General features: G+C 67.6%; 16 protein-coding genes. 7 read left to right on the top strand and 9 right to left on the bottom strand.

Features of this window, described 5'->3' with window-relative positions; translation table 11 throughout:
- Positions 1-205: 205 nt before the first annotated feature.
- The 4 genes from ACFYX0_RS43215 to ACFYX0_RS43230 all read right to left on the bottom strand — a co-directional run bounded on the left by ACFYX0_RS43215 (position 206) and on the right by ACFYX0_RS43230 (position 2,509).
- Entirely contained in the window at positions 206-592 is a 387-nt protein-coding gene (locus ACFYX0_RS43215; protein ID WP_355924737.1) for a hypothetical protein, read from the bottom strand.
- Between the two features lie 88 nt (positions 593-680).
- Entirely contained in the window at positions 681-947 is a 267-nt protein-coding gene (locus tag ACFYX0_RS43220) for a hypothetical protein (RefSeq protein WP_355924739.1), read from the bottom strand.
- 582 nt (positions 948-1,529) lie between these two features.
- Complete coding sequence (locus ACFYX0_RS43225) at positions 1,530-1,919, bottom strand: hypothetical protein (RefSeq protein ID WP_355924741.1); 390 nt, start codon at positions 1,917-1,919, stop codon at positions 1,530-1,532.
- A 275-nt stretch (positions 1,920-2,194) separates the two neighbouring features.
- Entirely contained in the window at positions 2,195-2,509 is a 315-nt protein-coding gene (locus ACFYX0_RS43230; RefSeq protein ID WP_355924743.1) for a hypothetical protein, read from the bottom strand.
- A gap of 300 nt (positions 2,510-2,809) precedes the next feature.
- On the opposite strand from ACFYX0_RS43230, the gene ACFYX0_RS43235 reads away from it, so the two are divergent.
- On the top strand, positions 2,810-3,655 hold the full coding sequence (locus ACFYX0_RS43235) for a helix-turn-helix domain-containing protein (protein WP_388980196.1): 846 nt from the start codon (positions 2,810-2,812) through the stop codon (positions 3,653-3,655).
- A 404-nt stretch (positions 3,656-4,059) separates the two neighbouring features.
- Here ACFYX0_RS43235 and ACFYX0_RS43240 read toward each other — a convergent pair whose 3' ends face one another.
- Together ACFYX0_RS43240 and ACFYX0_RS43245 are read right to left on the bottom strand one after the other, a co-directional pair.
- Positions 4,060-5,232, bottom strand: a complete 1,173-nt coding sequence (locus ACFYX0_RS43240; RefSeq protein WP_355924747.1) for a serine hydrolase domain-containing protein — start codon at positions 5,230-5,232, stop codon at positions 4,060-4,062.
- Positions 5,233-5,282: 50 nt separating this feature from the next.
- Positions 5,283-6,626, bottom strand: coding sequence for a transcriptional regulator (locus ACFYX0_RS43245; protein WP_388980199.1), 1,344 nt, complete (start codon positions 6,624-6,626; stop codon positions 5,283-5,285).
- A gap of 251 nt (positions 6,627-6,877) precedes the next feature.
- Between ACFYX0_RS43245 and ACFYX0_RS43250 the strand changes: the two genes are divergently transcribed.
- From ACFYX0_RS43250 to ACFYX0_RS43265, 4 genes are all read left to right on the top strand, one after another.
- Positions 6,878-7,369 carry an ATP-binding protein gene (locus tag ACFYX0_RS43250; RefSeq protein ID WP_355924846.1) on the top strand — a complete coding sequence of 164 codons (492 nt, stop codon included), beginning with the start codon at positions 6,878-6,880 and terminating at the stop codon, positions 7,367-7,369.
- Between the two features lie 464 nt (positions 7,370-7,833).
- A complete protein-coding gene (locus ACFYX0_RS43255; protein ID WP_355924848.1) occupies positions 7,834-8,001 on the top strand; it encodes a hypothetical protein in 168 nt (55 codons plus the stop codon).
- Between the two features lie 85 nt (positions 8,002-8,086).
- The gene (locus ACFYX0_RS43260; RefSeq protein WP_355924850.1) at positions 8,087-9,283 is read left to right on the top strand and encodes a JmjC domain-containing protein; all 1,197 of its coding nucleotides are present in this window, start codon (positions 8,087-8,089) and stop codon (positions 9,281-9,283) included.
- Positions 9,217-10,074: an aldo/keto reductase gene (locus ACFYX0_RS43265; RefSeq protein ID WP_355924852.1), complete on the top strand. Its 858-nt coding sequence runs from the start codon at positions 9,217-9,219 to the stop codon at positions 10,072-10,074. Before ACFYX0_RS43260 ends, ACFYX0_RS43265 begins: the two co-directional genes overlap by 67 nt.
- Here the strand turns inward: ACFYX0_RS43265 and ACFYX0_RS43270 are convergent.
- Positions 10,062-10,919, bottom strand: coding sequence for a hypothetical protein (locus ACFYX0_RS43270; RefSeq protein ID WP_355924854.1), 858 nt, complete (start codon positions 10,917-10,919; stop codon positions 10,062-10,064). The genes ACFYX0_RS43265 and ACFYX0_RS43270 overlap by 13 nt on opposite strands.
- Positions 10,920-11,387: 468 nt before the next feature.
- The gene (locus ACFYX0_RS43275) at positions 11,388-11,936 is read right to left on the bottom strand and encodes an RICIN domain-containing protein (RefSeq protein ID WP_355924856.1); all 549 of its coding nucleotides are present in this window, start codon (positions 11,934-11,936) and stop codon (positions 11,388-11,390) included.
- Between the two features lie 407 nt (positions 11,937-12,343).
- Here ACFYX0_RS43275 and ACFYX0_RS43280 point away from each other — a divergent pair, with 407 nt between their 5' ends.
- A complete protein-coding gene (locus ACFYX0_RS43280) occupies positions 12,344-12,466 on the top strand; it encodes a hypothetical protein (protein ID WP_311700323.1) in 123 nt (40 codons plus the stop codon).
- A gap of 358 nt (positions 12,467-12,824) precedes the next feature.
- Entirely contained in the window at positions 12,825-13,814 is a 990-nt protein-coding gene (locus ACFYX0_RS43285) for an ArsR family transcriptional regulator (protein WP_311700325.1), read from the top strand.
- On the opposite strand, the gene ACFYX0_RS43290 is transcribed toward ACFYX0_RS43285, so the two are convergent.
- Positions 13,696-14,088: a helix-turn-helix domain-containing protein gene (locus ACFYX0_RS43290; protein WP_311700349.1), complete on the bottom strand. Its 393-nt coding sequence runs from the start codon at positions 14,086-14,088 to the stop codon at positions 13,696-13,698. The two genes, ACFYX0_RS43285 and ACFYX0_RS43290, sit on opposite strands and share 119 nt — an antisense overlap.
- Between the last annotated feature and the right edge of the window lie 696 nt (positions 14,089-14,784).

The raw sequence follows: 14,784 nt of genomic DNA on the forward strand, positions 1-14,784 counted from the left end.
GGGCATCTCCCGCGGCCGGATCGGTGCTCATGTCCTCGATACCGAGGTGTACGCCTGCCCGGATTGCGCGGGCGACCACGTGCAGGAGTGAGGGGCACCCGCCGACGGGTACCCCTCGTACGCAACTTGTTCTCGAGCCATCACTGACCAGCGGATACGCGCGTGTCAGTGGATGTGTGATCCGCTGGAATCGGATCGCTTCGGGTCAGTGCGCTTCCTGCGGTTCACCGCAGACGGTACACACGCCCGGCTGCATGATCCCGTCCTGGAAGTCGTGGTAGAAGCTGCCCGGCCCGTCGTAGTCGCGCATCGCTTTGCCCGCGCAGTCCCGGTAGTTCGCGATCTGGCACCGGCCGCAGCAGTCGTGACTCGTGATGAAATCCTTCGCTTTCTTGCTGCACGCTTTGTGGCCGCACGCCCGGTACCCGCCGGAGCCGCTGTTCCAGTGGGTGCCGAAGCTGCCCGGGTCGTCGCGGAATCTGCGGATGACCTCCCCGTCTGCCTCGTCGACGGCACGCGGCCGTGCGTTTACGACGAGTTGGCCGACAGCTACGACTGCTCCCAGTGCGGCCCATCCCCATTTGCTACGCATATGTTCCCCCTTGTCGTTCGGTTCAGCGGCGACGGTATCGGGGGTCGCCGCCGGCCGGGATGAGTACCTGGCACGCGGCAGGGATGACCTACGCGTTTGGCTTGACCCACGCCACGGGGGCGTTGTCGGCGTAGTGCTCGCGGTCGCGTTCGGGCAGCGGTGTGTCCCTTGGCGGGATCAGCGCCCGCGCAGGATTCTCGGGCTGCGCCTGCACCACCTTGACCCACGGCGAGCGCCGCGGCTGCGACCGGGGCGACTGCACCAAGCCCGCCATGATGCGGGCTGCACGCTCGCGGGCCGCAGCCTTCGCCGCAGCCTTCCGGGCCCGCTTCGCTTCCGGCGTCTCCTTCGGCATGGCCACAGGTTACGCACTCGCGAACCGTGGTGCGGCAGGCATGAGAAAACCCCCGGTCGGGTGGCGGACGGGGGGTCTCAGCGGTCGGTCAGGCAGCGCCCGGCTCGTGTGCCGCTAGGCGGCGGGCGGCGGTTGCTCGGTCGCGGAAGGATTGCTCCTGAGCCGCAGGCGGCTGACAGCGACGGGGCGCTTGAGGTGTCCGATGGCGACCGCTGGTCGGCCGCATCGTCGGGTGACAGTGCAGAGGCCGTCCCCTGTCCGGGACGGCCTCTTTCGTCAACGACAGCGACTTCACCCTCACGCGTCTGCGAACTGGGGCCCCAAGTACAGCCGTCGGCTGGCGTCAGCGCTGGAACAATACAAGACGGCGTCTTCCGCTCCGCGGCACCGGCGGGTCATGGGGGCGGCTCTGCCGCTTGCGATGCACCGCTCTCGAAGACGAGGGGCCGCACCGCGGCGGCCAACGGAATCCGCTCAGTGCAGGCGGAACGCGGGCGTGGGGGATGAATCCGACCACGCCCTACTGCTCGAGGCCGTCACCAGGGTGTCGAGGATGGCAGTGATACCGCTCGAGACTCCTGTTCAGGGGGTGCCGCCGATGGAGTGGAGGCCGACCTGCACTCCGTTCCATGTCGCGAACTCTCCGTCGATGACAGTCGAGTGGCTGGCCAGGTAGGAGCCGCTGTAGCTGCAGACTGTCTGGCCGCTGCTGGGGTAGAAGCGGTCGACTCTGGAGTTCTGGTAGACGCCGTCGGCATACCACCAGTTCTGGATGGTCAGGCCGCCGTAGTAGTCGGCGTTCTGGGGGGTGGCGCACACGTGATCCGAGACGCGACCGCAGTAGTTGCCAGAACCGTCGTACATAGCCAGGACCTGCAGGTCCTCCCAGAGGTCGTACGGTGAGGCGGCCGTGCCGCCGTACCATCCGCCTTCGCTGATCACCCTCCAGTAGCAGGTTCCGCTGGCCGGCAACGCACTACCTGCGGGTCGTGTGGCGGTTGAGGGGTTGATGTGCTCGGGTATGGTGATCTGCGTGGCGTGAGGGGCGGCGGCCTGGGACGGAGTCTGGCCAGCGACCCAAAAACCTGCAGTGATCAGTGCGGCTGCGGCGATGGCTGCGGCGCGCCGCCGCGGGTGAGCATTCATGGTGTTCTCCCTCTCAGAGTGGCATTTGCTCGCTCGGCCCGAAGGGAAACGAGCAGTGGATGTGCTGGGGGCTGAACGCTGTGGCTGACGTAGGTGCGCGTTCAACACCGGGCCAACTGGTTGCGAACGTCGCCGCCGGTGTAGATCCACGCGTCACTCGCGACCGTGCGGTGGCCCTGCCCAAATTTTTCGATCATGTCCCAAGCGTTCGTTGTGCCGTAGGGACCCGTGACGTCGGGGCCGAGGACCCAGCAGTACACGGACACGGAAGTGCCATAGGGCAGGTAGTACTGGGACGGCGCCTCGTCGTAGGTGAAAGGAACACTCGTATCCGACGCGTAGTCGTAGCGGACGGCCAGGCCGGCTTGCGCAATGACCTGACCGCTGATGGGGGGTGTGAGGTACTGAGGGGACACCACGGGCGGGGTAGCAGGGGCGGCATCGGCCGGCGCCGGGGCGACAGCTCCTGCACTGCATAGGGCGGCAGCGCAGATCAGCGCGCGGAGCGCAGCGCGCATAAGCACTCCAAAAAGTCGTGGACGGGGGGAGTCGGAGCAATAGTGCTCCGCCAAGCGGGCGTTGCAGATCCTTTGTAGACCGCCCACCCGGAGGCCGGGCATCATCGCGTTGTTGCAGGCAGATGACGAATCAACGCATCAACGGAGGCATGCAGCGTGGGACGTCCGGAGAACAGCATCACCCCAGGTCAGGGACCAGTGGAGGACTTCGCCTGCTACCTGCGGAAAGTGCGTGCCGATGCCGGAACACCGACCTACCGGCAGATGGCCGCGCGCAGCCACTATTCAGCCTCGGTCCTGTCCCGTGCTGCCGCGGGCAAGCAGCTTCCCTCGGCAGAGGTGGCTCGCGCGTTCGCGGGCGCCTGTGGGGCTGACGAGAACCAGGCAGAACAGCAGTGGGCAGCCGCCAAACTGGCCGTAGAGGATCAGAGCCAAAGCAAGGTGGCGTCAACGAGTGCCAGTGCGCGGCACTCTGACCCGAGCGCGCTGACGAGCGTCTCTGAAGGCAGCACCCCGAAGCCGGTGCGCCGACTCAGACGAACACACGCCTTGGCGGCTGCTGTTGTCGGCTTGCTCGCGGCGGGTTCCTGGGCCGGAGTTGAGCTCACCGGTATCCTTGGGCAGCCACCCAAAAACCAGGCCGCCGTGACCACCGTGGTACCGGCAGCCGACCGCAGCGACCCGTACGTCGCGCGATGCAAGGCCGACGAGAAGCAGTTGGACTGGCAGCCGGTCGCCTACCCTGACGGCCGCCCCTTCGGAACTCTGCTCCTGGTTTACTCCCCAACCTGCAGAGCCGCATGGGGTTACCTCAACGGACCGAACTCCAGACAGTGGACCAGCCACATAGTGGCCAGACGTCCCGCAGACAATGCCTCCGCCCCCTCCCAGTTCCGCGGCGACGCAGCTCTGGGCTCTTGGGGAAACGTCCTGTCCACCCGCAGTGGCTGTGTCTACGCCGAAGCTTGGATCAGCACATCCGGCCACGACGGGCGCCACACCCGCACCGCCTGCTTCGCTCCGAACCCAACCCTCAGTCGCTGACGAGCAGATGCACCGCAACAGCGCGTCGGCGCTGGCCGAGATCCACACGGACGCCGCCGGGACGTCGGCGACACGCTCGTGAAGGCACTCGCTGTGGGGGGAGGTCGCCGATGTGTCCTGGTCCACCCCGATCAGCGAGGCGGACAGCGCCTCGTACGCCGGGGCTCACCGAGGCGACGCGTCGAAGGAGTTGGCCGCAGCTTTCCGGACCTTGCCGAGGTGCGGCTTGGTCGTCTGGGCCCGGTCGGGCAGCGGATGCAGCAGTGCTGCTCAAGCTGTCTTCGTTCGATCCGTCGAGTGCCTCGTGTGCTGCACCGACATCGCGGTCATGGTGTCGTGCCCGTCCACAAGAGGAGCACGCACTGCGTGCGGGGGCAGAACCTGATTCCCCAGGAAACAGCCAGCTATGCCGACGCCCTTCGCACTGCCTCCACCAACGAGGTCGCACGTGCATCGTCGGGTCCCCCGATGATGTGGTTCATCGCGTAGCCGAAGGCGATGCCGTGTTCCGGGTCGGCGAAGCCGAGTGAGCCGCCTCTGCCTGTGTGGCCGAACGCGTTCGGGCCGGTCATGGGGTTGCTCTCGGTAGGCAGCATGTACCCGGAGCTGAATCGGCTCGGGATCAGCATCACCTGGTCCTTCCCGCCGGCCTGCTCCTTGGTCGCCGACGCCAGGGCGGCCGGGGTGAGCAGGCGCACTCCGTCCACCTCGCCGATCAGCGCGGCGTACATGCGCGCAAGGGCGTGTGCGGTACCGATGCCGTTGGAGGCGGGGAGTTCCGCGGCCTGCACCTTGGGCGAGTCGAAGTCGATCTCGGCGGGATCGGTGACCGCGTACGCCCTGTTGCTGAATGAGTTCGGGTCGCGCCAAGCGGCGACCAGTTCGCGCAGTTCCTCGGGAATCGACTCGGCAGGCACGGTGGTGAGGTCGACCTCTGGCCGCTGGTACACCATGCGGCTGACCCGGTCGCGCTCACTCGAAGGCAGTCCGATGAAGAAGTCCAGCCCGAGGGGGGCGGCAATCTCGTCGGCGAAGAAGCGGCCGGGCGTTTGGCCGGACGCCCGGCGGATCACTTCGCCAACGAGCCAGCCCCAGGTCCGACCGTGATACCCGTGCGCCGTGCCCGGAGCCCACAGAGGGCGCTGAGCTGCCAGTGCGGCCGCCATCGGATGCCAGGCCAGCGCCTCGTGCAGCGGTACCGATTGATCCAGTGCGATCAAGCCGGCCTGGTGGGACAGGAGCCAGCGCACCGGGATGTCCGCCTTGCCGTTCGCGGCGAACTCCGGCCAGTACTTGGCCACCGGCGCGTCAAGGTCCAGCGCCCCGCGCTGGGCCAGCATGTGCGCCGAGGTCGCGGTCGCTCCCTTGGTAGCCGAGTAGACGAGTTGCAGCGTGTCCCGCGTCCACGGCCGACCGGTCTCGGGGTCGGCGACGCCACCCCACAGATCCACCACTGGTCGGCCGTACTGGTACACACACACTGCCGCACCGATGTCCCCGTGTTGGGAGAAGTTCGCCGCGAACGTCTCACGCACCGGTTCGAACCCAGCCGCGACCTCACCGTCGATCGTCGTCATGCCGTCCATCCTGGCACTGGGACCACCTGCTCATTCGAGGCCGGTGGCTGTCAGGTCGAGACGGGCAGTGCTTGAAGCCGCTCGCGGAACTCACGGACAGCGGGGACGGACTTGCGTGGTTCGAGCCGTGCGGAGAACTCCTTCAAGCGGTCCAGAGCCCGTACGGAGCTGACACTGCTCTCCAGGAGTCCGGCGCCGTAGTTCGCGGCGTCCATTGCCCCCTCAAGGTCGCCACCGGCGAGCCGGGCTTCCGCCAGGCGGCTGGAGCGTACGGCCTTGTCCCGAGGAGCCGCGCTCTTCACGGAGGTCTCCAGGGCACCCGTCGCGCGCTCCACCTGCCCTGACCGCAGCAGGACTTTACCCTCGGTCGACTTCAGTTGGGCCTCGCCGAACCATTCGAGCCAGTCCGGCTTCTCCTCTGCCGTGTGGTGCTCCCAGAGGGACACGGCGCGGTTGAGCGCCGTTCCGGCTTTCTGGTAGTCGCCGTCGCGCGACAGTGCCTCGGCCTTGTGCAGGTAGAGGAAGGACTGCGTGTAAGGCGCCAGCGTTCGAGGGGCATTGTCGATGGCGGTCGAGATGAGGTCGACGCGCTCGGCGGTCCTTCCGGCCTCGGAGACGTGAACGCCCATCTCCGCGAGGATGAAGGCGCCGAAGGCATCGTCCCCAGCGGTACGGGCGCTGCGCAGGGCCCCGACGTAGTACCGCTGGCCGGCGGACCGCAACCCTGCGTCGTAGGCCATCCAGCCGGTCAGGTGCGACACCCGGGCCGCAAGGGCGTAGAGGCGGATTCGGATGTTCTCCGTGTACCTGCCGGCGCTCAGAAGACCGGTGACCAGGGAGAGATCACCGCGTGCCTGCTCCAGGAGCCTGGCGCCTCCGAGCTGGTCGTCGAGGGTGCGGAGCGTGCTGATGCGCTGCTCGATCGTCGAGACCATCGTGTCCGTGACCCGGTCTCCGTTGAGGGCTGAGGCGAAGGCGGAGGGAGCGTCCACCCAACTCGCCGCGAGGCCCGTCAAGGCGGTGCCGGTGATGGTGAGAAAGCCCCGGCGGTCCATGCGGCCACTCCCCACGAGTTCGGACAACGCCTCAACGGTACCGGCTTCGGTCCACGGGGCGGTGAGCCCCGTCACCTCCCAGGCCGGAAGCCACCGGGGCCACCCTTCCTCCCGTACCTGTTCGTACGGGACGCGCAGTAGATCGGCGAGTACGCGCTGGGCGTCCGCGTCCGGCTCCTGGCCCTGCTCCCACTTCCACACGGTCGTCCGATTGGTCGCGAGCGGAATTCCGAGTGACCTCCCGTGCGCCTGCATGAGTCGGGCGAACTCGGCCTTCCCCCATCCACGCGTCTGGCGGAGGAAGCTCAGCGGGTGGGCTGCTAACGGGTCACCAGGCACGTCATCACTCCCTCATCCCCTCATGGCGAGGCTACTTCGCGTGTCCGCATACGGGGAGGGCGCGTCCCCACGAGGAACCCCCTAGAAACGTTCCGCCCTGTCAGTTGGGGCCGTTGACTGAGTATCAGCCGTTCGCAGGGCACGCTCCCCTCAGGGCGTCCTCTCCCGGAACGGTTCCTCAGATAGGCGGCTCCGTCCCCGTTTCCCCCTCGGAGGCGGAGCCGCTTTCCAGTTCTTCGGAGGCGTCCGCCATGCCAACGCTCGTCCATCGATTCGGCCTCGCGGGTACGGAAAGGGATGTGCCCCTCGCCCGGCGCAAGGTCATCGACAAGGTGCGTGCGTGGGGCGTGCCGTTGGACGACGAGACGGCTGACGTCATCCGTCTCGTCACGTCCGAGCTGATCACCAACGCGGTGGTCCATGGGAAGGGGCCCGTCACCGTCGCGCTGTACCACCGGTCCGGCCGCATGGTGATCGAGGTCCTCGATGACAATCCCTCGGCTCCGCAGGCGAGTTTTACCCAGGCGGACGACGAGAGCGGGCGCGGTCTGGCGCTAGTAGGACGCCTCGCTTCGCGGTGTGCCTGGGAGCCATCCGGCCGCGGAAAGCGCGTATGGGCGGAGATCGCACTCTCCGTGACGGCGCCCGCCATCCGAGCCTCCGGTCTGCGCCGGCTATTCGTGCTACGACAGAAGTGCAGGGTCGTAGCCGAGCCCGAGTCGCTCACTTTGGCGGTCGCGTGATGGGTCGGCACGCCTTGCGAGCGACTCCGCTGCCTGATCCCGACGTGGTTTTCCGGCCTACCCGCCGCGACGTCGCCCCCGTGACAGGGGAGCCCACTGCCTACGCGCTGTGGGATCGACATGAGTGGCAGGCGCGTGGCGAGTGCTGGTTGTGGTGCGGACGTGACGATGTCGAGGTGACGTGGATCGGACCGGTCCAGTCGAGCGGTATGCACGCGGATCTCTTCTCTTGTCGCGCGTGCCTTTACGCACTGGATCAGCGAGTCCTGGAGGCCAATATGCGCCAGGACGCGGACCTCCTGCCGATGAGCAGCCGGGCTGCCTGGCCGCAGGCGCAGTGCTGCGGCTCATCGTGCCACCCAATGACCGCCGCCCCACGGAATTCCGTCTCTCCCACGGCCGTGGGGCGGCCACGACCTCCCGCCAGATCCCTGGCGGGAGACCCGAAGAGGAAGGAGTACGAGGTGGAAGAGCGCACGGCACCGCCTCCGGCCCGTAGTGGCCTCCTGGTGGCGGTGGAGGAGCTGACCGCCGTCCACGACCGGTACGACAGCCTCCGGTCCGACAACTCCGGAAGCTCCGGCGACGCACCGTGGCCGGGTGGCGACGGCAACCTGCACGACAGCGAGTAGACGCCAAGCGGCCGGGGTCGGGGCGGCCAGTCGCGCCGACCCCGCCGTGTCCGTATCACGTGGTCGAACCCATGGAGGCACAGCGATGGAACATAGGTTGATCAGCGCGATCGAGACGGCACTTGGGTGGAGCGGGGCTAAGGAGCTGGGCAAGGGCTTCGCACGGGGACGCATGGACGACCCCGCCCTCGTCTCCCACCTGCTGACCCCCAACCGCCTGCTCGATATCGCGATGCGCAGGAGTCTGAACCGCCCGCAGTTCCGGTGCTTCCAGAAGGGCGAGGAGGTGCACCCGGCCGTCTACTACACCGACAGCGTCAGCCCTCGGGGCCAGAGCATCCCCATGGTCAACATGCGTAGCCTCGGGAGGCTCCTGCGAGAAGGCGCGACGCTCATCCTCGACCAGGCCAACGTCTTCGATCCGACGATGGAGGTCGCGTGCCGGGCGCTGCAGTGGTGGTCCCATGAGCGTGTGCAGGTCAACGCTTATCTGACGACGAACGACGCCGCCGGCTTCCCCCTGCACTGGGACGACCACGATGTCGTGATCGTGCAGCTCGCAGGCGAGAAGGAATGGGAAGTGCGCGCGGCTTCCCGCAAAGTCCCCATGTACCGGGACTCCGACCCCAACAACACCCCGAGCGACGAGATCATCTGGTCCGGCGTGATGAGGACCGGCGACGTCATGCACATCCCCCGGGGGCACTGGCATCAGGCGACCCGGACCGGCAGTGGCTCGGGGAAGAGCCTCCACGTCACGTTCGGCATCACCAAACGCACCGGTGTCGGCTGGCTCGCCTGGCTTGCCGACTGGTGCCGCGAGCGCGAGATCTTCAGGCACGATCTGGACCGTCGGCACGGTCCCGACAGCGCTGCTCTGACCGAGGCCGCCACGGCACTGCTCGGCGAGCGCTCCCCGGCCGACTACCTGGGCGCGTACGAGCAGGAAACGTCACTGCCTCGGCACGTGCCGTTCCTCGGCATCCTCGGGCCGCTCGACGCCGTGGTGTGCACCACCCACTTCCCTCCCTGGATCCAGGAGAGCGGAGAGACCGTCGACGTCTTGGCCTCGGGGAAGAAGCTCACCCTGTCGCCCAAGGCCCTGCCCGCGCTGCGTCTGCTGCTGAGTGGCAGGCCGGTCGTGCTGGAACAGGCCGCTGCCGTCGTGGGGGCCGAAGTGGCGGAGGTCGCCGAGATCCTGGTGGAGGAGGAGCTGTGCGCGGTCCTGACCCCCGAGTTGTCCTCGGGCTACACCGGTCTCGTCACGAACGCCGTCTCCTGACCGGGGCGCTGGACCTGGGCGTCACCACACTCGACACCAGCGCCAACTACCTCGGCTTCCGCTCGCACCAGGTCCTGGCGCGGACAGCCGTTGATCTGCTGCCGAAGTTCACTCTCTCCACGAAGGTGGGCTACTTCCCGGGCCCCGACGCGGCGGAGCACTCCCTGGATCCCATGCGGTTGAACTCGGCTGTGGAACAGGCGGCCGAGGACCTCGGCCGGGAGCCGGACATGGTGTTCCTGCACAACCCGGAACATTCGCTCCGCGAGGCCGTCCCGCGCAACCAGGAGCTGCTGGCAGCGGCGTGTGCAGCCCTGGACGACGCCACAGCGAGGGGGCTGTGCGCTGCCTGGGGCGTCGCGTCCTGGGACCCGATACCGCTGCTGAGCCTGGTCGACGCGACCGTGCCGAAACCATCGGTCCTCATGGTCCGCGCCGGCTTGCTCGTCGGAGCCAGAACCCTGGACGCGGCAGATGCTCTCGTCAAAGCGTGGGATCTGCGCCGAGGCGAGGTGTGGGGGATGAGCCCTTTCGGAGGCAGCACCAGCGCCCCGGTGTGGGACAGATTCGACCCACGCGTCTTCCTCCGGGACGATCGTCGGTTCTCCCGCGTGCAGGCGGCGTTCAGAGCCGCCTATCGCCTCCCAGGGGTCGGCTCCATCGCTGTGAGCACCGACGAACCGGCCCATTTGAGCGAGCTCGTCGCCGCCTTGACCAGCGAGGTTGAGGAGCGGACGGTCCAGGAGTACCGGAAGCTCCTCCAGGATCGCTCGCGTGATCAGGCCGTGTGAAGCACCTCAATAACCTGTTCGGCCGTGCGCCGCGCGGGTGCGAGCCGAGGGTCCTGTGGGTGCGCGTGCGGGCCGAGGATCTTCGAGCAGACGAACAGCGTCATCAGCTTGCCGTCCCGACTCTCGAAGTCGCGCCGACGTTCCCGCCAGACGCGATCGGCCAGAGCCGGGACGGCAAGCGAGCTCGCCCACAGTGAGGCGGAGTCCAGTCCCTGCGGTGCGTTCCCCCAGTCCTCCCAGTCGTAGAGGCTGAACGCCGGAGCGGTCACGTTGGCCCAGTTCAGGTCGGCGTGAGCTGGCACCCAGCGCTGGACGGTCGTGTCGAAGTCGCCGGAGAAGACGCGTCGGATGGACTCGGTGACCAGTTCCTGAGTGATGGTGTCGGTGTCGGGCGTGGCGACCCGCTTGGTCGTGTGAGCCGTCAGCGCGTCCAGCGAGGCGTTCAACCCCTTCCACCACTCGTCGGGAAGTTCCGGGGCATCACTCAAGATGGCGCTCCCGACCGGAGTGCCCGGCAGGAGGTCCGTCTCATCGGCCCGCCACATCACCGGCTCGTCCATGTCCCGCCAGACCACGCATCCGTGCCATGCCGGCTGGGCGACCTCCTCCAGACGGGCGGCGCACTCGGCGCCGTTCCATCCCTGATCGGTGATCTTGTCGAGCGATCGCCGCTCGACGCGGACCCAGGTATCGCGGGCTGTTCGGGCTCCTACCGACCGGCGCTTGCGCACCACCGTTTCCTGGAGGAAACGCACCTGGAGAGACCGAGCGACGCGGTCGAGAACCTCGTCGACCGGCTGCACTCGTAGATCAACAGTCCGAGCCGTGGAGACCGAGAGTGTCATACGCGAGACCGTAGCAGCGGAGCGGCGTCGAGAACTCCGACTCGATCCGCCAGCGGCATCACCGATTGCGTCTCGTCCCGGGCACAAGTGGCGTTACAGTAACGGTCTTAAATGGGGTCTGGCACAGGTTCCGGGACTTGTGCCAGACCCTTGAGTTGGCCCCACCCAGCGGATGCGGCTGGGACGCTTGGCGTAGGTCTCCGTGAGGGGGCGATGCCGGGTGGCGTCCGCGAAGGAAGAGCTGTTCCTGCTGATCCGCCGGGACTCGTGGACGCAAGGGTTGTCGGTAGACCCGTAATCGCCGTGCGACCTGCGTCCGCGTCATCCCTTGCGCGAATAACTCGGCGGCCTCGAACCGCGCTTGCTCCCGCTGAGCCCGCTGCTTCGCGGTCAGACCGCCCCCATCGGGATACCGCATGACCGGGATACACCCACCAGCGAGATCACCATCACCCTCGGCCGAAAACCTCAGTAGCGGCGCTTCCACGTGTTGCCGTCGAAGCTCAGTTGGACGTAGTTCCCGCGCCCCGCGTAACTGACGAAGATCCTGTGTCCGTTGGGGGCCAAGATCGACTCGATGAAGTAAGTTGAGTCGCCCGCCGGGCTCGACACACCGAACCGCTGGTTCCACCGGCCATTGCACGACCAGAGGATGATCTGCGTGCCTTCCTGGAGGTTCCCTCCGGGGATGTCCATGCACAGGCTCAGGTTGTAGCTTGGGTGGATGTAGAAGTAGTCGCTCGGGGCTCCAGCGACATGTTCCAGGCACCAGCTCTGGTTGGCGCCGCCGTTGCGGTCCCAGCTGATCACGTGGGTACCCTTGCCGCCACTTCCGGAGGCGTCCAGGTAGTAGGTGCTCGTCAAATCCTCGCGGTACTTGGCAGGTCCCCCCACGCACCTGTTCGGGCTGGCCGCTGCCGATCCGGCATCTGCCGACACGGCCGATGCCGGCGCGGCCGTGAGTGCCAGCAACGCGGTCACTCCACAGGCAGCAAGCATCCTGAGGTGCTTGATCACGATCGTCTCCCCTTCTGTCCGCATCCCGCGACGCGGACCCTCATGAGCGTGTCGATCGGCATGAAAAGCGTGGCGCAGGGCGCGCAACTCTTATGCCAGCTTGGACGATTGGACAATTTCACAGCAGGTGCGGCCCCACTCGGTGCGACAGGACGCTCGGCCCGCGGGGTTACGGCGGGCCGACGCAGGAACAGGTACTCTCAGTTTTTGCGCGCCCGATTACCGCTGGTGTGTGAAGAATCGGGCGACACCTGTTCGACCTGGTTAACGGCTGGTCCGGCCGACCGACGCCGGCGATCACGTCTTCTGAGTGGCGCACAGCATGCCGACGGAGTGGGAGTTCCTGGGGAAGCACCGTTCACGTTCGTCACTGGCGGCATCGCGAGCGCGATGGAGAAGACCAGGGCGTGAGCACATCCACGGCGCCGATCCGCCCCGACTATGGTTCCGCAGTGGGCACGGCCTGGGCCGTGCCGGCCACCAGCGAGGCGAAGAGCAGGGTGCCGGCGGGCCACCAGCGAGACGAGTAGCAGGGTGCCGCCGGCCCAGTGGGGCGAGGCGCCGGTCGGTGCGTGCTGTGCGCATGTGTCTCTCCCCTTGAGCGTGCCCTAGTCAGCAGGGCGGACGGTGCGAACATCCGATGCGTCAGTGCTGCCACCTCTGTGCTCCCAGCCCACGGGTGTCTGATCTGAGCCTTCCGTGTCCCTCATGCAGCGGGCGAGACTCGACATGCTTACTACAGCTTCATGGTCGGCAGTCCGCCTCCAGCGCCGCAATCAGTTCGGCCCTGTCCGAACAATGCAGCTCCGATCCGGTTCAGCACTGAGTGAAGATGGGGTCTGGCCCCAACTTCAGCCGTTGCCGACATGGGGGACTTCGATGCTGCGTGTGCACTTCACACTGGAGGACCTGCTGCGGGTCACCTTGGCGCCGACGCCGGCGCCCCTGACGGAACTGGTCCTCGCCACGGCCGTGGTGCAACGGCAGGACAACCCGGTGTTCTCGCGATGGCGACAGCGCACGCTGCAGACCTTCCCGCGTGCTGCACGCCCCCTGCTGGAGCTCGTACCTCCGACGGGAAAGGGCCCGTTGTTCCTTGATCCTCTCAGCCGGGGAATCGACGACGGCCTGGATCAGGTCCTGTCGAGCTCCGCCGACTTCGTACGAGCCGACCTGAAGCGCGTGTGTGCGGCCGGCCGTCCGCTGACCTTGTGGACAACCCACCTTGCCCAACGGGACCACGACGCCTGGCAGGTCCTTCAGGGCTCCGTACGGGCCGGGTATGCCGGTCTTCTGGCCCCCGTCTGGGACCGGATCACCTCCGGCTTCGAAGCCGAGCGGGCATGGCGCGCACAGATCCTCGCCCGGGACGGGATCCGGACGATGCTGACCGGCCTCACCCACGGCTTGCGCCTGAGCGGATCCGTCCTGGAGATCGACTCCTCCGAGGACCGCGACGTTCACCTCGCGGGGCGCGGCCTCACCCTGCTGCCTTCGGCGTTCTGGTCCGGTCGGCCGTTGGTCGGGGTCTATCCGCACGGTCCCGCGGTTCTGGTCTACCCGGCGGTGACTCCGTTGACGCTGCGGGAAGAGCCGTCGACCGCTGATCCGGTAGCCGCCCTCCTCGGGCGCACCCGCGCTGCGGTCCTGGCCCTGCTGACCCGGCAGCGCACCACCACCGACCTGGCGCGTGAGCTCGACATCAGCAAGTCCTCGGCCTCCGAACACACCAAGGCGCTCAGGCAGGCCCGCCTCATCGTCAGCCAGCGTGAAGGCAAGGCAGTCTGGCATACCTGTACGCCACTTGGTCTCGGGCTGATCGCCCCGACCACTGCAACCGGCCAAGGCAGGCAGCTGGATGCCCCGCCCGCCGGCTGACCGGCGGCGCGCTCGGCTCGCCGGCCAACCACTCCCGCCAGTCGGGCTTCATCCGGGATGGCCGCCCGGACGGCCCCTTGGACCGCAGCGCCTCCACGCCGACCTCCCGCCAGCGGGCGTGCCAGGCATAGGCGGACTTGCGGGGGACCTGTAATCGCCGTGCGACCTGCGTCGGCGTCACCCCTTGCGCGAATGACTCGGCGGCCTCGAACCGCACTTGCTCCCGCTGAGCCCGCTGCTTCGCGGTCAGACCGCCCCCATCGGGATACTGCATGACACTGGGATATACACCCACCAGCGAGATCACCGTCACCCTGGGCCGAAAACCTCAGCAGCCAGCGTCAACGCCCTCCGGTCCCTTCCCTCACCCCACCACAAACGCCCGTCAACACCACCCGCCGACCTCCAGGACCACCGCTCCCCCACCCGACCATCCCTCATCCCCGGCGCCCGCTGGGAGCTTCGTCGTGCTGCCCGGAAGACACCGTGCCCACCTACGAGACCCTCCACGTTTGACCACCTGACCGCTCCAAACACCAGGGCGGCTGCGACCGTGCTGGCAGCCGACGGCGGAGCCCGCGCACTGGTAGTGCTGACACGTCGGCGGTGCGCCGCCCTCGCGAGGACCTGCGCACCGCCGAATGAAGCAGGCAGCCGGTGACCGGCCCCGGGGCGGACTTGCGCAGTCCCCTGGAGGACAGTTCATGCCGTCCGGTTCTCGTGGGAAGGGCCATGATGCAGGGAAGGCGTAATGGTGATCGCGACAGCGGTCCGGTGGCCGTGTTCCCGCCAGCGTCGGGCCGGGCGGCGGCAATGCCCCGGCTGCTGGACCTCGGCCTCCCCCAGCAGTCCATCGGCCGGTAGGCCTGCATCAGCGTCACTTCACGGGCGTGTCTGCGGCGAGGCTTCGGCGGTGATGGCCGGGTCGAACATGGCGACCGGGGTAAGAATCTCGTCCATGCGCTTCAGT

Source organism: Streptomyces sp. NPDC002573, assembly GCF_042889625.1.
Lineage (GTDB): Bacteria > Actinomycetota > Actinomycetes > Streptomycetales > Streptomycetaceae > Streptomyces > Streptomyces gibsoniae.